We start from the raw sequence: 20,579 nt of genomic DNA, 5'->3' as shown, positions 1-20,579 counted from the left end.
CAGCAACGAGCCCACCGTCACCACCACCTCACCGTCTGCACTCACAGTAGAAGGCGGTTCTCGGACTAAACAGTCACGACCACAAAAGCCCAGCTCAGACACTCACTGAGGAAGAGCTACACCCAAAGTCATCTGGGGGAGGCGCGTCGCGTCGCCGAGGATCTGCCGCGAGACGGCAACGTCTTCCAGACGCAATTCAACCGGGTGAACACGACGATCCATGCCGTCGAGGTCAGCATGGAGCTGGGCCGGCCACGCGATGTCATCACTCGCGCCGAACATGTCGAGATCGCCCAGATCGGTTCGTCGGAGCGGCAGGCGCACTACTGGACCTGCACCGCCGCGGGCTATCACATGAACAGGAAGGACAACGAAGCGGCGGATGCTCTGCTGCGTGCTGACCGGATCGCTCCTCAGCATGTCCGAAATCGGCCGCTGGTGCGCAACATCGTGCGTGACCTGCGAGGCAGTTCGCGGTTGCATCGCCAGCGCGAGATCCTCAACCTTGCCCAGGTCATGCGGCTGCTCTGATCACAGAAACGGTGGGCCTATTCGCGCATTGGCTCCCCACCCGTCAGGTAACCCGGGGCGTTTCGGCGTCCTGCCTACACGAATGGGGCAGTACTCGTGGGTCTCAGTGAGATCGAACGACAGGTCTTGCTACGCGAACTGGCGGAGATCACGGCCGACCTGGCCGAACTCCAACGGCGCGCGATCAGGATCACTTCTCAGCTTGATCAGGACGCGTCCGATCGTCGAGCTCGTCCAGCCTGATCGTCAGCTTCTGCATGTGCTGGCGTATCTCGCGTAGTTGCTCGGAGATGATGCGGAATTCTTCGCTGTGCTCGCCTGGGGCGGGGCCGGCGGTCTCGTCGTCGGGTGCCCGGCTGACGAAGCTGCCCGCCCCCTGGCGGGTCTCGATGAGGCCCTCGTCGCGCAGGACGGCTAGGGCGTTGCCGATGGTCATCATGGCAACGCCATACTGTTCCGCTAGTTCGCGGGCTACGGGGAGGCGCTCGCCGACCGCGTACCGGCCCGATGCGATGTCGCGCCGGATGTCCTCGGCGATCCTCAGGTACGGCCGGCGCCGGTCAGTGGATGCCATAGCTCCACAGTAGCGGTTCTAGATGCCTAGGTCTCTGGGCAACTTGTAAGGAATCTCGATCCAACTTCACTGTTCTGGGTTTACAGAGCTAGATATCTAGGTATCTTTATAGCTAGGACAACACTTCAAGGGAGACCAGCCCCATGCGCACCGTTCCTATCCCTGTCGACACCAGCAAGCTCATCGTCACCTGCGTGAAGGCGCCCAAGCCGCGCCTGCTCAACAAGGACACCGGCGAGATCAAGACCGACAAGAACGGCAACACGGTCTTCGAGGTGACCGTGTCGGTGGAGGACGAGTTCGGCCGGATCGAGCTCGTCAAGATCGGTATCACCGGTGAGCCGCCCATCAAGGCCGGCGACTCCGTCAACGTGGTCGGGCTGCTCGGCTACGTCTGGGAGATCTCCGGCCGGTGGGGGATCGCCTACCGGGCCACCGCCCTGCTGCCGCTGCAGGAGGCCGCCGGTGTATGACCAGTTCTCCACGATGCTCGCAGTCCTGGCCGCCCTCGTGGCCGGGCTGTGGGCCTGGCGCCGCTGGCACTATCCATCGTTCTGGCTCCTCGTCGGCTTCCCGCTGACCGCGATCAGTGTCCGCGCCACCTGGCGCAAGGTCGCGCTCGGCTGCAACCTGACCAAGAAGCGGCAGCGCTTCTGGTTCACCACCGTCCCCGGAATGATCGCCTCGACCGGCGTCGTCCGCGTCAAGCGCAAGTTCCAGCGCATCGCCGTGGACACCAAGCCGTTCATGTGGCTGCCGCTGCCGACCCGCTACGGCTGGCGCGTCACCCTGCACACGCTGGAAGGACAGATCCCGGCCGACTACGCCGACGTCGCCGAACGCCTCGCTCACTCCTGGGGCGTGCACGCCGTACGCGTCTCCTCCGACAAGCCCGGCCGGATCCGGCTCGCGGTCACCATCCGCGACCCACTGGTCAAGGTCGATGACCTGCCACCCTCCACCGAACTGCTCAAGGTCACCGTGGGACGGCTGGAGACCGGCAAGCCGTGGGTCGTCGACTTCCGCACCGTGCCGCACTGGCTGAACGCCGGAGCCACCCAATCAGGCAAGTCCAATCTCGCCAACGCGCTCATCGTCGGCCTGGCCCCGCAACCGGTCGCCCTGGTCGGCTTCGACCTCAAGGGTGGAGTCGAGTTCACCCCGTACAGCCCACGGTTGTCCGCGTTGGCCACCAGTCGCGCCGAATGCGGCGGGCTGCTGGATGACCTGGTGGCGCTCATGACGGATCGGATGGGCGTGTGCCGGATGGCCTCGGCCCGCAACATCTGGCAGCTCCCGCCCACCATGCGGCCCGTCCCGGTCGTGGTGCTGGTGGACGAGTTGGCCGAGCTGTACCTGATGGCCGACAAGAGCGAGAAGGACGAGATCGCCAAGACCTCCACCGCACTGCTCAGGGTCGCACAGCTCGGCCGGGCGTTCGGCATCTATCTGTTCTGCTGCGGTCAGCGCATCGGCTCTGACCTCGGTCCCGGAGTCACCGCCCTGCGCGCCCAATGCTCGGGACGGATCTGCCACCGCGTCAACGACCCCGAAACCGCCACCATGACCCTCGGCGACCTCGACCCCGCCGCCCTCGACTCCGCCCGCACCATCGCCGCCGAAACACCCGGCGTCGCCATCGTCGCCAGCCAAGACGGCCAGTGGTACCGCGCCCGCTCCTTCTACGTCAGCGAACAAGCCGCTGAACACGCCGCCCACATCTACGCCGACCGCGCCCCCGCCTGGGCCGAGGTCATGACCGCACAACCTCATGAGACGCCCGACTCCCAGACCGCCTGACCCGAACCGAGAGGAGGAACGAGATGCGCCGCTTCGCCGCCTGGCTGCTCGACACCGGCCCCGTCCTGGTCCTGGCGCTCATCGCGGGCGCGGGCTCGTTCACCCACATCCGCGACACCGCCACCGAGAACGGCCAGCACGGCTGGATGGCCTGGGCCATCGCGGTCTGCATCGACCTGACCTGCGTCATGGCCGCCCGTGAACGCCAACGCGACAAGAAGACCGGCAAAGCTCGGCGCGGCCCGATCTCCTGGCCTGTCCTCGTCCTGACCGGCGGCATCGTCCTGTCCCTGGCCGCGAACCTGCAACAAGCCGCCCCGACCATGTGGGGCTGGATCACCGCCGCCACCCCGGCCGGCGCCTTCCTCGTAGCGGTCTCCATGCTCGAACGCCGCGCCACCGCCACCCGTACCGAACCGTCCCCGGACGTCCTCCAGTCGTCCCCGTCCTGGACTGCGGCGTCCCCGTCCGTCCCCGAAGGTCCCCAAGCCGTCCCCTATGAGGACCGTCCTGCCCTCGTCCCCGCCGATGAGGACAAGAGCGAGGACGACCAGGACGCCGGACCCGCACCTGACCCGGCACTCATCGACTACGCCCAGCGCGTCGCCGCCGAACACCAGACCAAGCACGGCAAGCCCATCACTCGCGACCTGCTGCGCGCCCGCCTGGGCGTGTCCAACCAACTCGCCTCCGACCTGCTCCGCACCCTGCGAACCACACCAGAACCCTCATGAGGAGCGCCATGAGCGACCACCGCAGAGCACTCATCAACGGCCTGCTCCACCTGGCCGTCTTCCTGGAAACCCACCCCAACGTGCCGGCCTCGTCCAGGGTCGTACTCCATCACTTCCCGAAGCCCGCGAGCGACGAGGACCTGCGCGCCGAGATCGACGAGATCGCCGCTCAGATCGGTTCGGGGATCGAATTCGCGGACTCGCCGTACGGCCACTACACGACCTCCGTCCACTTCGGCCCCGTCGAATACCGGGCCGTGGCCATCCTCGCCGCCGCCCGCGCCCGCCATGACGCCGAGAGCAGCTACCACGGCTGCATCGAGCCTGACGCCACTTAGGAGCCCATCAAATGCGCATCCGCCTCGAAGGCAATCGTGCGGAGATCACGCTCGGCCTGATCCACCTGCGCGAGGTTTTCACCGTCACCGCGGTGTCGAGAGCGTTTCCCGACCGCGCTCACCCGCGTCGGTACCGCGTCTACGTCCGCATCGACCCGCGCGACAACCGGTGATCACCATGAGCGTCCCGATCGCGCACTACTGCTGCTGCACCTGCAACGCCACCGGAGTCGACCAAGACGGCAACACCTGCCGCGACTGTCACGGCAGCGGCATCGACAACCACGGCGCATAGCCGAGATCCCCTCACCTGGCCACACAACCGCCAAGTTCCGCGCCAGGTGAGGGGCCATCCCACTCCAGATCACATCCGGACAGGACGGATCCATCTTGCCCCACCCTGCTCACAGCCATGCCGTAGCCGGGATGATCTCCCGACTGAACGACCCGAACTATGACCGCTGGGCCAGCCAGATCAAGCGCACCGGCGGCTGCCGTCAGCCCATCCACCTGCGTGGCAAGGTCGAACACTATGACCAGGCCAACGGCCAATTGCTCCACCGCTACAGCACCAACCACGAGCCCGACGGCATCCTGCGCGTTCCCTGCAAGACCCGCCGCGCCTCCCGCTGCCCCGCCTGCGCCGAGATCTACCGCGCCGACACCTACCAACTCGTCCGCGCCGGCCTCGTCGGCGGCAAGGGCGTACCCGAGACCGTCAGCAGCCACCCGTGCCTGTTCGTCACCCTTACCGCACCGTCCTTCGGGGCCGTGCACGTACGGCGAGAGAAGAACGGCAAGGTCCTGCCCTGCCATGCCCGCCGCGACGCTGAGACCTGCCCGCACGGACAGGTCATGTCCTGCGCCAACCGGCACAGCGCCGACGATCCCCGGCTCGGCGAACCGTTGTGCCCCGACTGCTACGACTACGACGGTTCAGTTCTGTTCAACGCCCTCAGCCCTGAGCTGTGGCGCCGCTTCACCCTGGCCCTTCGCCGACGCTTCGCCAAGCTCTCCGGCCTGACGCTCAAGGCGCTTCGTGAGCAAGCCAGCATCGGCTTCGCCAAGGTGGCCGAGTATCAGCGGCGCGGCGTCGTCCACTTCCACGCAGTCATCCGCCTCGACGGACCTGATGGACCCAACTCACCACCACCCGCCTGGGCCACCGCCGACGCCCTGGAACAAGCCGTCCGACATGCGGCCGCAGCTGTGACGGCGGAGGTAAAGCCCCTCGGCCGTACCTTCTGGTGGGGCACACAGCTCGACGTCCGCCGCATCGCCATGGACGGCGAACTCACCGAACAAGCCGTCGCCGCCTACATCTCCAAGTACGCCACCAAAGCCGCCGAATGCACCGGCACCCTCGACCGGCGTATTCAGCCTCTCGACAACCTCGACGCCCTACCGGTGCGCGATCACGCTCGGAGACTTATCGCCGCCTGCATGCGCCTCGGTCGCCATCCCGACCTTGCCAATCTCCGGCTGACTCACTGGGCTCACATGCTCGGCTTCCGTGGCCACTTCTCCACCAAGAGTCGCCGCTACTCCACCACCCTCGGCGCCCTGCGCGCCGCCCGCGAGGAACACATTCGCGCCGAAGCGATCACCACCGGCCGACTGCCGCTCTTCGAGGAGGACACGGTCCTCGTCATCGCCCACTGGCAGTACGCCGGACAGGGCCTCTCCGCGGGTGAACAACTCCTCGCGGCAGCGCTCACCGGCGTCCGCCTCCCAAGCCCTGGCGGTGATCCTCGATGAGCAGCAGAAGCGACGAGTTGCTGACTGTTCCGCAGGTCCTCGCCGAACTGGGCGGGGTCTCCCGCCGCACCTTCTACCGCTGGCGCGAACTCGGCCGCGCGCCGGTTTGCATCCAACTACCCAACCTCGAACTCCGCGTCTGGCGAAGCGACCTCATGACCTGGCTCAACACACGACGGGAGGCGAAGTGAAGACCACTTACGACGTGAGGTTCAGCCAGATCCAGCAGCGCACCAACTGCGGCACCTCCTCCTACGTCGCTCGATGGAGGGTCGCTGGCAAGGAGCGCTCGAAAAGTTTCCGTACCAAGGGACTGGCCAACGCCTTCATGTCCGACCTGAGGCAGGCAGCCAAGGCAGGGGAGGAGTTCGACGTTGCCACCGGCCTTCCGGTGTCAATGCTTGCCCCCGAATCCTGTGGGCCTTCATTCCTGCAATTCGCCCAGGCATACGTACTCGGACGCTGGAACACCTCGGCTGCCCGGACCCGTGAGACCGACGCGTACGCGCTCCTGACGCTGGTCCCCGTCCTGGTGGCCGACGCGCCTCGCCGTCCCGCCATGGAAGAACTGCGCGAGGTCCTCAAGATTCACGTCCTTCTCCCTGAAGGGAGGCGCGCTGACCTTACCTCGTCCCAAGCTGCGGCTTTGAGCTGGTTGGAGAGGGCGTCACTCCCGCTGTCGGAACTGGGAGAGGCGTACGTACTTCGCAGGGCCCTCGACGCTGTCTCGGCCACCTTCGCCGGTACTCCGGCAGGAGCGAACACGGTACGGCGTAAGCGCGCCGTCCTACATCACCTCCTGGAACACGCGGTGGAGCAAAAGGTGTTCAGCAGCAACCCACTGGACGGGATCAAGTGGACGGTACCCAGAGCCGTGACCGCTGTTGATCCTCGTACGGTGGTCAACCCGGCCCAAGCGAGGCAGCTCCTCGACGCCGTGCCCCAGGTGGGGCGCAAGCGAGGCGCACGGCTTCAAGCACTGTTCGCGTGCATGTACTACGCCGCGCTCAGGCCGGAGGAAGCGGCTGACCTACGCCTGAGGAACTGCACCTTGCCGGCGTCAGGCTGGGGCCTGATCGTTCTGGAGAAGGCTCGCCCCCAAGGAACGAAGCGCTGGACCAACTCCGGTGAGACCCACGAGTCGCGCAGCCTGAAGCACCGCGCGGACAAGGAGACACGAGAGATCCCCATCCCACCCGTCCTGGTCGCTATGCTCCGCGAGCACATCACCACTTATGGGACCGCCAAGGACGGCAGAATCTTCAGCACGGGCACCGGCGGCACCTACTCCAGCTCAGCGCACTCCTACGTCTGGCAGGAAACCCGCAAGCTCGCCCTCAGCCCGGCACAGATCGCGTCGTCGCTGGCCGCTCGACCGTACGACCTGCGCCATGCGGCAGTCTCGCTCTGGCTGAACGCGGGCGTCCCGGCTGTCGAAGTCGCGAAGCGCGCCGGCCACAGCGTGGACGTCCTGCTGCGGGTGTACGCCAAGTGCATGGACGGCCAGCAGGAACAGATCAACGGCAAGATCAACGACGCCTTGAGCGAATAACTCCCGTTCACCCAACTACGGCCCCGGCATGACCGGGGCCGTAGTCACTTCGTGCTGCTCAGTATGCCCGTCGTTCCCGCCAAGCGCTGTCACACTGCGTCACTCTGGGATGACCGGGCGATGAGAGGAGGGCCTATGCAGAACGATCAGAACCGCTCCGCACCTTCTTCCGGCGAATGGCGTCCGCTGAGGCGCCCACCTTACAGACTGCCCCTCCGAGACCAGTCGCGGTTCCCCAGCACATCTGACGCCCTCGGTTAGCGAAGGTACGCAACTCCAGTCCCCCCGCAGCAGTCCCCTCTTCGAGGCTGGGATCGCCTAATACTCCAGTGACACTTCGCGATCTTGAGAGGTCGGTGTCACATGGCCACGGCCACCGCGTGATCACGCCGTGCTCGTGCTGACCCGGCACCGCTCCGTCACGGACGTCCTGCGCTGGTCGTACTGGCGCCGACGCCACCAGGCCACAGCCCGGCACTGCCACTACCAGCACAGATCCGACCCATGATCGCGATGTGTCACTGGAGTACTAGAAGACCAGGTCAGACCCCCTGCATCAGTTCTGGCACCGGACAACCCGTGGTCAGCAGGAGCACCCGTCATGTCACAGCAGTGGATCAATCAGCGTGTTCGAATCGACCACGGCTGCCTCACGTATCTCCTGCTCAGTCTTGCCAAGAACAGCCCGCAGGTCAGCGCCACGTGGGTCCGCGCTGCCCAGGGCCGCACCGCTCAGATTCGCACCACGAAGGTTCGCGCCACGCAGGTCCGCGCCACCCAGGTCTGCGTCCCTCAGGTAGGCGGCGCGCAGATCCGTGCCACGCAGGTCCGCGCTGGCCAGGCCTGCGCTACGCAGGTTCGCTCCACGCAGGTTTACGCCGCGTAGGTCTGCGTCGACCAGGTCCGCGCCCCGTAGGTCCGCACTGACCAGGTACGCATGGGGCATGCGTGTGGATCTTAGGATTGTGGTGGGGAATCGCACCCTGGAGAGATCAGCGGCAGCCGTGCGAGAGCCCAAATCTGAGGCGATGGAGAGCGCTGCAATGACGTCCGCTCCCGGCGTGATACTCGCTTCAGGTATGCGCAGTTCCTTAGCCTCTGAAGCGCACACGCGGGGAGGCTTCTTCTGCTCAGGTCGCACGGTGCAGGAATCATGGCTGCGGACGTACGCGGACAGCACGTTGCGGATGGTGTCTTTGTCACGGGGAGAGTCGTCGGCCAGACGCTGGAGCGCGTAAATGCCACCCAAGCGCACGTCCTGTCGGGCGTGGCCGAGTTGTTCCACCGCTTTGGTGTAGCGGTCGGTGATCTGGCCTTCCTGAGCGGTCTCGACCGTACGGGCGGTATACCACAGACCGAGGGCGGTGAAGGCGACACCGCCGATGACGACGAGACCGGTGGCCGCCTGAATCAGGGTATGGCGGGCGGCGTTGAGTGCTTCGATACGCTCGGTGGCAGTCATCTGCCGACGCTCAGTGTCAGTGATCGGGGTGCGTTCGCCGGACAGGTAGCGGGCGGCGGGGCCGATCAGTAGCCCGATCACAAGACAAGTCGTGGCGGCCATGGCCAGGCCGCCGGCCGTCCAGCGCCCCCAGGCCGGGAGAAGGGGGTTGAGAGCGCTCTGGGTTGCCGCGGCGATGATGACCAGGAACAGGATTAGGCCGAGCGAGCGGAGTAATCGACGCGTGCGCCGTGGCGGCGCTAAAGAAGTTGGCTGGTGATTCGGTGGCGGGTCGTGCGCGGACCCCGGCGGTGAACCTGCTGGCGCGGCAAGTGGTGAGGTGCGGGCGCATGCCAGGGCCGCAACGGCGGCGCAGGCTATGAGCACAGCCGCACGTAGAACCCTGGAGATTGTGGCCGTCATATCATTATTGGAGCGTGCGGCCGTGGGTGTTGAGACGAGAATCTGTCATCGCATGATGACCCGACCATCGCCATGTGACGCCAACCTCTCAAGATCGCGAAGTGTCGCTGGAGTACTAACCCGGCCAACGCTCATCGTCAGCTTCGCTGTCTGCGTTGGCTTGGGCGTCTGGTCGAGTGCATGGAACGCTGGCAGCGATTCGGCGCCGACGAGGGCACCCTCGACGCCGATGTCTCTCCCCAGCGTTGCAGAACGCCCGGTGGCGCAGATTTCGCCGCTGGCATCCACACTCCCGCTCCAGGCGATGCCCTCCGCGGCGCCCAGTTCAGAGCTCCAGGCACCGAAGAACAAAGCGGTGCGGCGAGAGAAGCATCGCCAGCCGAATGTGTTAAATCTTCCGCATCAGACTCATCGGAACGTTGCGACGGTACCGCGTAGGAAAACAGCTATCCCAGTGGCGCGTCCAAGAAAGACCTGAAGCAATCGTGCAGAGCACATCGCTTCGTCATTGGTGGCCGCGAAATGTGACGAGCTATTCCCGCCCTCTCGTCCTCAATTCCAGATGCGTAACTATGCTTGCCGAAAGATGTTGGAGTGATCAATCGAATCCGGCGATCCACTCCTCGATATACTTCGCGTTTTCTTCGGCGAGGACAACGGATTCTCTCGGAGCTGGGGCGAGGCAATTAACGATCTGGTCGGGGGATACGGGCCTATGTGCGGTTACCAGATAACATCCCAGGCCATCACTCATCTGGCGTGACATCGAGGAGACGAAAGCATTGCGGCGGAATCTGTTACACAACAGGAGAAATCCTTGTTGCTCCAGCGTTGCTCGCAGTTCGCGCAGCGTGTCTTCGAAATCAACTGACGACCGCAGGATGATGGGCGACACGCCCGTCCAATCAAGCCGTAGCTCGCACACCTCACCCAAAATCTGCGTTGTGACGCGACACGGCAAACGGCTTTCGTCGGCAAGGCTGACCAGTTCGAGCCCATGCGTTATCACTTCGGTTTGAAGTTGGGATTGGGAATCCATATATCTGGCTTTCCGAGTTTTCCGGGCTTCCAGGCGCCTCGGACCTGTGATGGCTCGATCCTCGTGAACACGAACTCTCTCTCGCCCGCGAGGTGTCCGTAGCCGGGCGGGTACTTCACGCGTATGCTATTACCTCGGTCCTCGATCTCATAAATATATCCCCTGTGTTGAATGGCGAATCCCCTCGCCACATCCTTGATCTTTGATGCACCGATAAGGCCATTCCCTCCACCGAGATGCTCTTCGAGGCTCATGTCGGGACTGCGAGCCGTCATCCCATCCTGGAAGATCTCATCTGTTGGCCGCCCGTCTCCACGGAACAGCGGAGGGATTTCCTTCTCCTTGCGGCCGAAGTGCTTGCCCAAGGTCAACGGTGACGGCTTGGCCGGCGGCTTGGCCTTCACAGCCTCGGCGGCCTTCCGCAGGGCCCCGGCAACCTTTGACCCGCCTGACGCCACGCTGCTGGAACCGGCCGACGTGACAGCCGCCATGATGTCGGGGATCAGTCGGCCGAAGGCTCGGTCAGGGTTGGAGGTCCAGGTATCCCAGTCCAGCACCGACTTGGCGAACTCGCCCGGATTCTTGGCTCCGGCTACCAACGCTCGGCTGAGGTCGCTCAAGCTGCGCTGCCACCCCATGTGGTCGATGATCATACGGTTGGGGGAGACGTCGACCACTAGCTTCCCGAGTCCGGCGACGCCTTCCACTGCACCCTTGACCTGTTCCGTCAGCGGATCCCCGGAGTTCAGACTAGGGTCAAGGGTGGCCTGGATCTGCTGACCGATGCGATCCCAGACATTGCCCGCCAAAGGCAGTACCGCCCCAGGAACGAACAACGAGTCGTCCACAGAGATCGGCGGCTTCCCCGCACCGAACAGCTCCGGTTTGGCCAACTCCATTCGCTCCAGGAGCAACAGCCGCTTGTTGATCTCAGGGCCCTGGTCGCCAGCCCACGCCGCCACCTGGCGAATTATGTCGGCCGAGGAGGGCAGTAACCAGGCCCTCGACAGCAGTGCCCATAACTCTTCGCCTATGGAGTCCAGCGAGGTTTCGGCTTGGCGCAACGTGTCGTTAAGGCTTCGGACTCCATCGGGGACCATGCCCTCCAACTGGGCCATGGCCCTAGCGAGTACTGTCTGCGGGCGTACGGGCTAACAAAGCCCGCAGTTCGTCTACAGCTCCCGTGCATGCTCTGAGCAGCAATTGGCGCTGAGCCACCAGTTCCTCTGCGAAGCGCTGAGCGGCCGGTCCAGTCCAGACGTTCTGCGCCATCAGCGTCACCGCGCGATCGAGGCTGGGCCTGGCTTGATCGGTCAGCTCCTCGGCTCGGCGTAAGGCCTGTTCCACTTGCTCCCGGGTCATCCATGACTCCTTGAGGTGTGGCGATCAAGCTAGTGACCAAGATGCCAGTCCATTGGACTTCGTTCCGCAAAGCACGGCAACCGAATCGTCGGGATTGGTCCGAAGTGTCTGATGGTGCGATGGGTCCCGCTCCAGGGGCGCCCTGCGTGGGTAGCAGTGTTCCAGGTACGACTCGCTATGGGCTCCCTAAGGTCGCGCGGGCCGTTTCAATGAAGATTTGCAGCTGGTCACGGTATGTCTGGCGGGCTGCGTCGAAGCGCGAACGTCCTTCAGGGGTGCCTTGCGCGATACCCCGCAGGGCCGAGTTCGCATTCGAGGCCGCTTGCACGACGGCTTCCGCTCCTGCGGCGACGGCTTCTGGTGCTTCGAGGACAACTACTCTGGCGCATCGAGCCAGAGGGTCATAGGCGTCCCGAAGGGCGGTGCGTAAGTCTTCAAGCTTCTCCAACTGCTCGTCCGGCCGCGTTAACTGCATGTAGATGTCATCTAGCCTGAAGTAGTGCTCGCCTGTGATATGGGCCTGCTCCAAGAACTCGAGGTAGGCCGTTCGACGTGCCTCACGGATCTGAGCATGATGCTGAGCCTTCGCGGAGGCCTGGGCCTGGATCCGTGCTGTGCGAGCGTTCCCCAGGCTGGTCACCCATCCTGTTAGAACTGCAGTCCCACCCGTCAAGATCGCGACCCACACTGTGCTGTCCACACGACCTCCTGGTCAAGGTCCGCGCGTTCGCTCCGGAGACTGCTACACCGAGCGCAAGAACATGTCGAAGTGTCTTGCTTCCGGCTTCGTAGCCCGGCGTATCTAACATCGCCGTTCTATGGCGTCCGCGCCAGGCCGATTCGCAGTGACCGTCCTGTTGGGTCGTGGAGAGCCTGTACAGGCCACTCGGCGGGGACGTCTGTCAGCGTCGGTCTGGTTCACAGGTCTGCCAGTGACCTGGGGAAATGCTAACAAGATCATCCCGTGCATATCCCGTGATCATGGTCCTACGGCTGCATAGGGGTGCCCTCGGCGACCCATCCAGGGGACTGGAAAGCAAAAGACCTGCGGCAGGAAACCGCAGGTCGGAGGCTGAAATGCCTGGTGGAGATGCGTGCCCCCGGCAGGATTCGAACCTGCGGCACCCGCTTTAGGAGTCCGATGGGCTGCAAGGTCTAGTCATGCTGTCTACCTGCAGCGATGCAATAGATGCTGTGCTATGTGACCGATGCTGGGAAGGGATTGGGAACGATCAAGGCATCTGCTGGAGGTCGATTCGGGCGATGGAAGATCGTCCGTGAGTCCAACGGATGATTGCGCGTGTTCGGGCTACTCCGGTGCAAGGTCCTGCCGAGTCCCAAGCTTGAGTTTGATCACATGGTCGTCGGCCAGCTCGAAGACGGCTTCAGGGTTCTCTCCGTTACCGCCGAGCCTCGCGATGGCAAGCAGTTGCCTTCTGTTTCCGAGCTCTACGTGAGGGCAGACATAGTAGCCCGGACCGAGATTGAACTCTTGGTCCGCCAAGAGGAATCTGATATTTTCAGATTCCACATATAGCATGCCACCCTTGTTGATCATGCTAAGGAAGTTTTGTAGCCGGTGACGATGTATATGGGCCCGAATCGGCCCGCGGCCCATGCTAACGCCTTCTCCAGAAAGAAGCTTGCGGGTGTTTCTTATGGCGTGGAAATCGCCACTTTCCAACGGCTCAGGCATCGGAAAGTAGAGCCCGAGCTTATTTTGGATATATGCAAGATCCTCTACCACGGCGACCCGTGGCCGGAGAGCCTGAAACATGGGACTTCTGATAACAGTTTCTGAAACCATGCCCGCAATTTTCATGCGCAAGACGCGGCCTTCGAGAAGTTCGCCGATAAACTGCAGTACGGGTAGCAGTACTGCTGGAGCTGCCTGAAATGCTTCTTGAGATATCTCGATATCCAATTTTCCTTTCCGCTCATGGATATCGAGCCGAGTTTGGACGCGTAGTAGGTTTCCCGTGATCTGCCCGTGCAGTGTCAAGCCACGCTGGCCGGCCTGCCGGCGATCGAAGTTGACGTGAACAATTCGCCGTGTATTTCCGGAGGCATCTATAACTGCCAGTGTGCCGCGTAGCGGCAGGCCTGTCGTGTCCTCCAGGGATTTGAATGATATGGAGTCCACCTGAAAGGTTCCACTGATACCCAGTTCTTGTGGTGCCGTGATGGTTATATCGGCAAGCTGAGGTGCGGCTAGAGTCACTTCGCCGCCGTAGTCAATGACTTGTTGGAACTCCTGCATTGCAGAGGTGACTCGCTCTGGGTCTCCTTTTATGTTGAACCGGGGAATAAATTCGATGTTATTTGCGCCCCCCGCCTTAGGGGACACAGTTATGCTGATGCCGTCCTGTCCGCTGGAGAAGCCCAGATAGTGGCTGGCAGACGAATCGTATGCTCGAGATGCCAGGATGCCTACTCTTTTGACGAGGTCTGGTATCCCTTCCTCCAATACGCCGCGCTCGGCATTCATCTCCCGCAGGATGTCGAGCACTTCTGCGTTCTGATCTTTTAGAAAATATCGCTGAAGATCGGGATGATTTGCGATCTGAGTGTTGAGCCAACCTTTACCGTACCAGCGTTTTACGAATGGGAATTTCTCTTGGAGGCCATCAAACCACTTGATTTCTGACGGAGTGAGATCCGTCGGCACCACCAGATACCATTCGTCTGGTTTCGCCTTCGCCACTGCGCGTAGCGATCTCATTACCTGATTGCGTCGGCCACTACGAGAGTCGACCCTGCTGGGAAAGTACTTGAGTTGGTAGACGACGAGGCGGGAGCCGCTACGGCGTTGTACATCGCGACCGCCGTCCCCTCCCGCACCATCGATAATTTCCGCCTCTGGGTACATCCGTTGCAGCAATGCGGATACTAGTGGTGTGTATCGGTTCTCTCCGAGTTCGCTCCAAGGCACCTGCACTGTGTACCTCCCATCGCGACTTACGCTATCGCATGTCACTGACAACCTAGAAGGATTGTTGGATGCTGCGACAACTCGGACGCGACCGCGACCGCCTCTGGTCAGTCTTCGTCCGTACTCGTGAGGTCTGTTGGTCGCGGCAGGGAACGCGAGGGTCTCCTCGCCACTATCCGTCTGCTTGAGCTAGCGCAATGATCATCCGTTCAAGACTCCAGTTCGGGTCGAGAAGTGGAGGGGTCCGCTCAAAGGCTGATCGTTGGGCACTTAGGTCGCGAACGAAGGAAACATGATCAGTTTCGGGAGCAAGGATAGTCACAACGTCATCGACTGTGAAATTCAGATCGCCCTGATGGCGCCATTCTCGCTCCCATGAAAAGTCCTTGCGATAGCTTGCTCCGTCGGTCGATCGAGTTCCGGTGCCCATCTGCTCCATGAAAGGGGTGAGCTTAAGGATGTCTGGCACATCGCTAGTTGGATGGATAGGCGATAGGGCGAGCTGCGCTATGGCTTCCTTAATAAGACGATCGAGTGGATTGGTCAGCCAGTCGTGCCCGGGAGTGATGTCGATGTACCAGATCGGGTTCACTCCGCGGCGGCGTGCCCAGTCCTTAGCAAAGGCGACTCCGTAGCTGGAGAGACGAACGCTTCTAGCTGCAATCGGTTGGCACATCATCCACGTGTGCTCCAGTGGGGTTTCCGTAAAGCAGACAGCTCTTTGGCTGGCTTCGTATGGTGTGCTTCTGGTAATTGCTGCGGCTGGGCCGAATGAGGTCACGGCGCGCATCTGTTGGCCACTCAAAATGGCAAGGAGAGCCTCGCGGGCGCTCACTCCCTGTGTCGAGTCTCGTGTGAGGTGGACGAGGAAGGTGGAGAGATCACTTCGTCGGTGCAGCAAGCTCTCAACTTCGACTGGCTGGTGGGCGGGGGTATTTGACATGACGCTCCCGGATTTATGGTGGGTCATCACTGTAGGATTGCCGGCCGGAGGTAACGAGGTGCCACATAGAGTAATGGCGCCAATGTGCGACACCAGGAGGGATACCAGTCCATCCCTGAACCACTGTTGGACGTTCTACTCTGGCAATCCTTCGGTATCACTAAGGGTAGGGGCGCCGGAATCCCAAGTGAGGATTGTCCGGTCGGCGGACAGAATCCGGTCACGTGTACGCGGCGTCTTGATGACAAACACCGGAATGCCTTCAGGGATGTCAAGGTGTCTTCGCTCGTCAGGCGAAGGCATGCGGGCGGTGACCTCTGCTTTGGGTTGCATCGCAACCCGCTCAACGGGCACCTGCGGTCGAACGTAGGAGCCTTCACGCTTCACGGTGACGACCAGTCCCTCGCTGCGCAGCACTCCGAGTGCTTGCCGTACGGCGACGCGGCCGAGCTCGTACTGCTGCATGAGCCGAGTCTCTGAGGGGAGTGCCTGGCCAGGCTCCAGCCGGCCCGCTGCGATGTCCGCGCGGATGATGTCGGCGAGCTGCCGGTGCACCGGTCGATCGGAACCGAAGTCGATCACAACAGATCATCATTACAACCTCACTTCCTCACGTGAGCTAGTAGGCATATGCTCATAAGCGTTTACGTGCAGGAACGTTGCCACATCGCTAGGCGGGAGGTCAGGCCAATGGCCCAACCGACAGAGCCGGGAACAGAGGAGTGGCCCTGTCCGGGATTCGCTGTCCATCCCTCCCTCCCGGCGGGCCTCCTGGAAGTCTCTCTCGACTGGTGCGAAGAGGGCCGCTACACCCACCACTGCCCGAACCGACAGCGAGTCATCGACTACACCTGCGCCTGCTCCGAGACGTCGTATGAGCTTCTGGGAGTCGGCGGCAGGTACCAGTTCCGACGCATACGCCGGAGCAACCTCAAGGTCGTCGCCTACGCCGGTCCCTGGCAACGGGTCAGAGCCGTTGAGCTATGGCGCCTGCTGCTGAAGGGCGAGGCTCGATGATGCCGCTGTCTCGCGGGCAAGCTACGCGGTTCCGAAGATGGCAAGAGCGGTGGTCTCACGCCCGCCAAGTTCGAGCCAGCAGTCGATCGAACACCAGAGATAGCCGTCCACCGAAGCGGCCTGCATTACCGGCCATGAGCGCTCGTCTTAGCCTTGAGTCCGTTGTTGCTCGGCAAGGGAGCCTCATGACTCACGGCAAAGCTCAGCCCGCCTACGCCACGTTGGCCGATGACCTCCGTCAGCGGATCGCCGCCGGCGAGTATCCACCAGGCGGGATGATCCCGTCCGAGACGGCGCTCATGCAGACGTACAGCGTCGCTCGCGGCACCGTACGACAGGCGCTCGCGGAGTTGGAACGCGAGGGCCTGGTCGTCAGCCAGATGGGCCGTGGTCGCAGAGTGCAGGGGCAGGCCGCAGAGGACGCGAAGCCGGCCACCCGCTATGAGGACGTGGCCAACCAGCTCCGCGCCGCCGTCATGGCCGGAGAGTTTCCACCCGACGCGCGTTTGCCTGGTGAACCTGTCCTCGCCGAGAGGTTCGGTACGGCGCGCATCACGGTACGCAAGGCCCTGGAGGTGCTTCAGCAGGAGGGCCTGATCGTCGTCATCCCCAGCAAGGGCCGTTTCGTGGCCACCGGTTCGCCACCGAGCAACACGAGCAGAGAGGGCTGATCCATGACCGAGACCCCCACCGCGCAGGGCTTCTGCCAGCAGGACGCGCACAGAGCGCTTGTCGCGGCCTGCGAGCAGGCGGGGTTGGACAGCCGCGCGGCGGTGCCGATACGGATCGGGGAGAACGCGCTGTACCGGCTCGTGTCGGCTCCGGTGGTGGTCCGGATCGCGCGGAGCGCAGATCGCCTGTCCGATGTCCAGAAGGAGGTGGGGGTTGCTAGGTGGCTGGAGGAAGCCGACTTTCCCGGCGTGCGTCTGTTCCCGGACTGTCCTCAAGCGATCGTCCACGATGGACGGGTGGTGACGTTCTGGCTGTACGCGGACAACAGCGGGCCGGCCCCCGGCTTCGCTGATCTGGCGGTCATGTTCAGACGGTTGCACGACGTTCCGAAGCCGATGGATCTGTTGCTACCGCTGTTCGACCCGCTGGCCCGCGTGGAGAATCGCCTGGACAGCGCCTCCACCGTCGCGGACAAGGACATCGAGTTCCTGCGCGAGCGGGTCAAGGACCTCTATGCCGAGTACAGCGCCCTCGACTTCGCCCTGCCCGCCGGCCACATCCACGGCGACGGCCACAAGAGTAACCTCCTGCGTCGCACGAACGGTCAGGTGATTCTGCTCGACTACGAGGCGTTCGCCTGGGGGCCGCGTGAGTGGGATCTCTGCACGGGCGTCGGCATCCCGTTCAGAGGGTTCCGGTGGGTAGCGCCGGACGAGTATGCACAGGCTGTGGACGCGTACGGCTTCGACATCACCGAGTGGCCCGGCTTCCACACCCTGCGCCGCATCCGTGAGACCACGATGACCACGTGGCTCATGCAGAACGTTGACCTCAACCCGGAGACCCGCGCGGAGTTCGATCGGCGTGTGGCGTCGCTGCGACACGACGTGCTTCCGCGTGTCTGGAGGCCATTCTGAGCGGCTACGACTACCGCGCGACGCTCGCCTCTGAGCGGGCTCGGGCGAGCCGTGATTCCGTGAATGTTTGGAACTCGCGCACTCTTGGATCGTTCCCGAAGCGCGCGAGTTGTTTGACGAAGTCCTGTACGTAGCGCCGCGTCCTGGTCGACCGTAGGTCGGCCACCGTGGTTACCACCTCGCGCGCCACGGCGAGCCCATGCTCCAGCTCGCCGCCGGCCACGTGGCTCGCGGCGAGAATGGTCCGCACGAAGGACAGGCTGCGCACGTACAGGCTCTCGGAGAGCTCTACGCTCTCCAGCACCCTGTTGGCGGCCCGATGGTAGTGGCCGAGGTCGCGGAAGCAGTGGGCGAACTCAGCGGCCATCTCGGCTTCGTCGAAGTACCGCAGCCACGCCGGATCGTCCTCCGGTGTGCGCCGCTCGAACCAGCGCTCGGCCTCTCCGAGCGCCCGGCTACACGCGGCCTCGTCACCCTGGGAGGCCAAGGCTCGCGCCTCCATGGCGCTGAACAGCGCCATGGCCGTGGGCGTGGCAGCGCCCACGGCGCCCATCTGGGCGGCTCGCGCGAGGTTGACCGCCATGCCGTAGTGGCCGAGGTAGTTGGCCTGGTGGCTCATGCCGGCCAGGATGCGGCCGCCGAGCATCCGATTGTCAGCCTCGCGCGCCAGGTGAAGAGCCTTGGTCATGTAGCGCTGGGCGAGACCGTGCCGTCCCGTGTCGTACGCCATCCAGGCCGCCAGTCGCAGCATGGCCGCCGTCTCGGAGAGGAACTGCTTGCCAAGCGCGGTGTCCGGCCTGACGTGTTTGAGGAGCGGCTCCACCTCCATGGCGATGTACTGGACCACGGTGGATCGGGCGTGGCCGCCGCCGAACCGGTAGTCCAGCTTCGCGAACATCGCCGTCGTCTCGCGTACGGCCTCGACGCTGGAGGCAGTGACCAGGCGTCCCTCCGTCAACAGCTTCGGGATCGGTGCAGGGTTCACCAGCCACGTGACCATGGAGTCGTTCCACGAGTCCGCCGAGACGTCGCTCTCGACCACCTGAGGGTTGGCCGAGAGGTCACCCGACACGAGGGCCGTCACGCCGCCGGCCAGGCAGTCGGCCTGTTGCTGCTTGCGCGAGCTGGGTGCGAACGGCGTCGTCTCGGCGTACATCATGCCGATGTCGCGGACGCTCACCCGCTCACCCAGCTTGCGGCTGAGGGCTTCGGCGATGAAGTGCGGCGTCAATCCTCGGGGGTGCATTCCGTCGAGCCAGCGTTTCACCGACACGTGATCGCAGCGGAGATCCGCTCCGTGGCTCGTGGCCACGTCCTGCACCCGGCGCGCGAGCGCCTTGTTGGAGCACGTGGCCCTCATCATGACCGCTGCGAGCTGGTGATTCGACTCTCGGAGCTTCACGGCACTCCCAGCACGCAACGGGTCAACGACCCTGAGTGATCACGATGTCGCCGTCAGTTTGCACCCCCTCCAGGCCGTCGTGCACCCCCAATCGCTCAATTGCACCGCCATTTGAACGCTGCCACACCCCCTGACCTGCGCGGTTTTCTAGAGCCACGAACACGGCGGGCCCCGAAAGAGGCTTGACGGACCCGCCACGCCTGTTCTATACCTGTACAGGACAGGTTCTCGCGAGAGGGCCGGTCCACCAGGAGACGGGCTCTATGACGACCGGAAGGGATCACCGCCCCATGCCTGTTCTCCGACCCCGACGCTTCCTGCCCACGGTGCTGATGATCCTCGCGGCCTTCTTTGTCATCACTCAGCCGCACAAGGCCGCGGTCGCCGTCAACGTCGCCGTGAACGCCGTGCAGACGATCGCCCAAGCCCTGACCACCTTCAGCAACGGTCTCGGCTGATCCACCAACCAGAACAAGCCGGGGCGCGGCCCAAAGTCGCCAAACCTGATCCGCGCCCCGGCACCCCTTAGAAGAGGTGTCCTCATCATGACCCACGGGTCCAGCAACACCCCGCCCACCTACGACCTCGACCTGCCCATGCGCCGGGTGACCTGGGCATCCGTCCATTGGATCTGCCTCGTCTGCGGTGGGGCCGAGGAGATCGCCCCGGAGGAGGAGGCTCCCACCCCGCCGATCTGCCCGATCTGTCATCAGCTCGCCGTCGCCGAGGCCGTCGCCACCCTGTGGGCGGTGCGCCGATGAACGAACTGGCTGCCGTCGTCCTGGGCGACGAGAAACTGTCCGATCTCCGCGACGACGTCATCAACGCCGATCCGGCCTGTGAGAGCGGCGACGCCGAACTCTTCACCGGTCCTGACCTGTTCGAGCCCGAGTCGGACGACGAGAGGAATGCTCGCGAGGCGAAGGCCAAGGGGGTGTGCGGGGGATGCCCGGCCCGCGCCGCGTGCCTGATCTACGCCTTGGCCGCGCTTCCCGAGGTCGGCGTCTGGGCGGGTCTGACCGCCAACGAGCTTCGCGGCCTGCGGGAGGTGGCCGCCTGATGGCCTGCTTCCAGTGCGCCGACTGCGGCAAGCGCTCGCGTAGCGCGTACCGGTGCCGTGGCTGTGGCGTCCGTCGCCAGGTCG

23 protein-coding genes are annotated in these 20,579 nt (G+C 63.7%); 14 read left to right on the top strand and 9 right to left on the bottom strand.

Translation table 11 applies throughout. From position 1 onward, the window contains the following. Positions 1–204: 204 nt before the first annotated feature. Entirely contained in the window at positions 205–531 is a 327-nt protein-coding gene (locus tag KME77_RS00500) for a hypothetical protein (RefSeq protein WP_219460038.1), read from the top strand. 190 nt (positions 532–721) lie between these two features. Here the strand turns inward: KME77_RS00500 and KME77_RS00495 are convergent, their stop codons facing one another. Further along, complete coding sequence (locus tag KME77_RS00495; RefSeq protein ID WP_219460035.1) at positions 722–1,105, bottom strand: GntR family transcriptional regulator; 384 nt, start codon at positions 1,103–1,105, stop codon at positions 722–724. A 143-nt stretch (positions 1,106–1,248) separates the two neighbouring features. Between KME77_RS00495 and KME77_RS00490 the strand changes: the two genes are divergently transcribed. The 8 genes from KME77_RS00490 to KME77_RS00455 all read left to right on the top strand — a co-directional run bounded on the left by KME77_RS00490 (position 1,249) and on the right by KME77_RS00455 (position 7,287). Next, positions 1,249–1,578 carry an SCO3933 family regulatory protein gene (locus KME77_RS00490; RefSeq protein ID WP_219460032.1) on the top strand — a complete coding sequence of 110 codons (330 nt, stop codon included), beginning with the start codon at positions 1,249–1,251 and terminating at the stop codon, positions 1,576–1,578. After that, on the top strand, positions 1,571–2,905 hold the full coding sequence (locus tag KME77_RS00485) for an FtsK/SpoIIIE domain-containing protein (protein ID WP_308250479.1): 1,335 nt from the start codon (positions 1,571–1,573) through the stop codon (positions 2,903–2,905). The genes KME77_RS00490 and KME77_RS00485 overlap by 8 nt, the downstream gene beginning before the upstream one ends. Before the next feature lie 23 nt (positions 2,906–2,928). Continuing rightward, the gene (locus KME77_RS00480; protein WP_219460028.1) at positions 2,929–3,639 is read left to right on the top strand and encodes a DUF2637 domain-containing protein; all 711 of its coding nucleotides are present in this window, start codon (positions 2,929–2,931) and stop codon (positions 3,637–3,639) included. An 8-nt stretch (positions 3,640–3,647) separates the two neighbouring features. Then, positions 3,648–3,977 (top strand): hypothetical protein, encoded by a 330-nt coding sequence (locus tag KME77_RS00475; RefSeq protein ID WP_219460025.1) that lies wholly within the window; start codon positions 3,648–3,650, stop codon positions 3,975–3,977. 11 nt (positions 3,978–3,988) lie between these two features. Beyond that, positions 3,989–4,150 (top strand): hypothetical protein, encoded by a 162-nt coding sequence (locus KME77_RS00470; RefSeq protein WP_219460022.1) that lies wholly within the window; start codon positions 3,989–3,991, stop codon positions 4,148–4,150. 253 nt (positions 4,151–4,403) lie between these two features. After that, entirely contained in the window at positions 4,404–5,735 is a 1,332-nt protein-coding gene (locus KME77_RS00465; RefSeq protein WP_219460018.1) for a replication initiator, read from the top strand. Then, positions 5,732–5,926, top strand: a complete 195-nt coding sequence (locus tag KME77_RS00460) for a helix-turn-helix transcriptional regulator (protein WP_219460015.1) — start codon at positions 5,732–5,734, stop codon at positions 5,924–5,926. Before KME77_RS00465 ends, KME77_RS00460 begins: the two co-directional genes overlap by 4 nt. Then, complete coding sequence (locus KME77_RS00455) at positions 5,923–7,287, top strand: tyrosine-type recombinase/integrase (protein ID WP_219460012.1); 1,365 nt, start codon at positions 5,923–5,925, stop codon at positions 7,285–7,287. The genes KME77_RS00460 and KME77_RS00455 overlap by 4 nt, the downstream gene beginning before the upstream one ends. Positions 7,288–7,891: 604 nt before the next feature. Here KME77_RS00455 and KME77_RS00450 read toward each other — a convergent pair. The 7 genes from KME77_RS00450 to KME77_RS00420 form a co-directional block, all read right to left on the bottom strand. Beyond that, entirely contained in the window at positions 7,892–8,830 is a 939-nt protein-coding gene (locus KME77_RS00450; protein ID WP_308250478.1) for a pentapeptide repeat-containing protein, read from the bottom strand. A 919-nt stretch (positions 8,831–9,749) separates the two neighbouring features. Beyond that, a complete protein-coding gene (locus KME77_RS00445; RefSeq protein WP_219460007.1) occupies positions 9,750–10,190 on the bottom strand; it encodes a hypothetical protein in 441 nt (146 codons plus the stop codon). Continuing rightward, on the bottom strand, positions 10,157–11,308 hold the full coding sequence (locus KME77_RS00440; protein WP_219460005.1) for a hypothetical protein: 1,152 nt from the start codon (positions 11,306–11,308) through the stop codon (positions 10,157–10,159). Before KME77_RS00440 ends, KME77_RS00445 begins: the two co-directional genes overlap by 34 nt. Before the next feature lie 419 nt (positions 11,309–11,727). After that, the gene (locus tag KME77_RS00435; protein WP_219460001.1) at positions 11,728–12,252 is read right to left on the bottom strand and encodes a hypothetical protein; all 525 of its coding nucleotides are present in this window, start codon (positions 12,250–12,252) and stop codon (positions 11,728–11,730) included. A 609-nt stretch (positions 12,253–12,861) separates the two neighbouring features. Further along, the gene (locus KME77_RS00430; RefSeq protein ID WP_219459999.1) at positions 12,862–14,256 is read right to left on the bottom strand and encodes a hypothetical protein; all 1,395 of its coding nucleotides are present in this window, start codon (positions 14,254–14,256) and stop codon (positions 12,862–12,864) included. Between the two features lie 400 nt (positions 14,257–14,656). Next, positions 14,657–15,265 (bottom strand): abortive infection system antitoxin AbiGi family protein, encoded by a 609-nt coding sequence (locus KME77_RS00425; protein WP_219459996.1) that lies wholly within the window; start codon positions 15,263–15,265, stop codon positions 14,657–14,659. A 297-nt stretch (positions 15,266–15,562) separates the two neighbouring features. Next, entirely contained in the window at positions 15,563–16,009 is a 447-nt protein-coding gene (locus KME77_RS00420) for a GntR family transcriptional regulator (protein ID WP_219459993.1), read from the bottom strand. Between the two features lie 620 nt (positions 16,010–16,629). Between KME77_RS00420 and KME77_RS00415 the strand changes: the two genes are divergently transcribed. Then, on the top strand, positions 16,630–17,115 hold the full coding sequence (locus KME77_RS00415; RefSeq protein ID WP_219459990.1) for a GntR family transcriptional regulator: 486 nt from the start codon (positions 16,630–16,632) through the stop codon (positions 17,113–17,115). 3 nt (positions 17,116–17,118) lie between these two features. Beyond that, positions 17,119–18,033, top strand: a complete 915-nt coding sequence (locus KME77_RS00410; protein ID WP_219459987.1) for a phosphotransferase — start codon at positions 17,119–17,121, stop codon at positions 18,031–18,033. A 10-nt stretch (positions 18,034–18,043) separates the two neighbouring features. Here KME77_RS00410 and KME77_RS00405 read toward each other — a convergent pair whose 3' ends face one another. Further along, on the bottom strand, positions 18,044–19,435 hold the full coding sequence (locus tag KME77_RS00405) for an NsdA family TPR-like regulatory protein (RefSeq protein ID WP_504739318.1): 1,392 nt from the start codon (positions 19,433–19,435) through the stop codon (positions 18,044–18,046). 290 nt (positions 19,436–19,725) lie between these two features. Between KME77_RS00405 and KME77_RS00400 the strand changes: the two genes are divergently transcribed. The 3 genes from KME77_RS00400 to KME77_RS00390 all read left to right on the top strand — a co-directional run bounded on the left by KME77_RS00400 (position 19,726) and on the right by KME77_RS00390 (position 20,495). Continuing rightward, on the top strand, positions 19,726–19,893 hold the full coding sequence (locus KME77_RS00400; protein WP_219459981.1) for a hypothetical protein: 168 nt from the start codon (positions 19,726–19,728) through the stop codon (positions 19,891–19,893). 87 nt (positions 19,894–19,980) lie between these two features. Next, the gene (locus KME77_RS00395) at positions 19,981–20,196 is read left to right on the top strand and encodes a hypothetical protein (protein ID WP_219459978.1); all 216 of its coding nucleotides are present in this window, start codon (positions 19,981–19,983) and stop codon (positions 20,194–20,196) included. Further along, positions 20,193–20,495, top strand: coding sequence for a WhiB family transcriptional regulator (locus tag KME77_RS00390; RefSeq protein ID WP_219459975.1), 303 nt, complete (start codon positions 20,193–20,195; stop codon positions 20,493–20,495). The genes KME77_RS00395 and KME77_RS00390 overlap by 4 nt, the downstream gene beginning before the upstream one ends. The last annotated feature ends 84 nt before the right edge of the window (positions 20,496–20,579 follow it).

The organism is Nonomuraea rhizosphaerae, from assembly GCF_019396405.1.
Taxonomy (GTDB): Bacteria; Actinomycetota; Actinomycetes; order Streptosporangiales; family Streptosporangiaceae; genus Nonomuraea; species Nonomuraea rhizosphaerae.
This window is presented reverse-complemented; position numbering and strand designations above follow the sequence as displayed.

Coding starts and splice junctions, on each gene's coding strand:
- KME77_RS00495 (WP_219460035.1), bottom strand. CDS start 1,105: ATGGCATCCACTGACCGGCGCCGGCCGTACCTGAGGATCGCCGAGGAC.
- KME77_RS00465 (WP_219460018.1), top strand. CDS start 4,404: ATGATCTCCCGACTGAACGACCCGAACTATGACCGCTGGGCCAGCCAG.
- KME77_RS00490 (WP_219460032.1), top strand. CDS start 1,249: ATGCGCACCGTTCCTATCCCTGTCGACACCAGCAAGCTCATCGTCACC.
- KME77_RS00460 (WP_219460015.1), top strand. CDS start 5,732: ATGAGCAGCAGAAGCGACGAGTTGCTGACTGTTCCGCAGGTCCTCGCC.
- KME77_RS00480 (WP_219460028.1), top strand. CDS start 2,929: ATGCGCCGCTTCGCCGCCTGGCTGCTCGACACCGGCCCCGTCCTGGTC.
- KME77_RS00400 (WP_219459981.1), top strand. CDS start 19,726: ATGCCTGTTCTCCGACCCCGACGCTTCCTGCCCACGGTGCTGATGATC.
- KME77_RS00395 (WP_219459978.1), top strand. CDS start 19,981: ATGACCCACGGGTCCAGCAACACCCCGCCCACCTACGACCTCGACCTG.
- KME77_RS00445 (WP_219460007.1), bottom strand. CDS start 10,190: ATGGATTCCCAATCCCAACTTCAAACCGAAGTGATAACGCATGGGCTC.
- KME77_RS00440 (WP_219460005.1), bottom strand. CDS start 11,308: ATGGCCCAGTTGGAGGGCATGGTCCCCGATGGAGTCCGAAGCCTTAAC.
- KME77_RS00470 (WP_219460022.1), top strand. CDS start 3,989: ATGCGCATCCGCCTCGAAGGCAATCGTGCGGAGATCACGCTCGGCCTG.
- KME77_RS00390 (WP_219459975.1), top strand. CDS start 20,193: ATGAACGAACTGGCTGCCGTCGTCCTGGGCGACGAGAAACTGTCCGAT.
- KME77_RS00475 (WP_219460025.1), top strand. CDS start 3,648: ATGAGCGACCACCGCAGAGCACTCATCAACGGCCTGCTCCACCTGGCC.
- KME77_RS00410 (WP_219459987.1), top strand. CDS start 17,119: ATGACCGAGACCCCCACCGCGCAGGGCTTCTGCCAGCAGGACGCGCAC.
- KME77_RS00415 (WP_219459990.1), top strand. CDS start 16,630: ATGACTCACGGCAAAGCTCAGCCCGCCTACGCCACGTTGGCCGATGAC.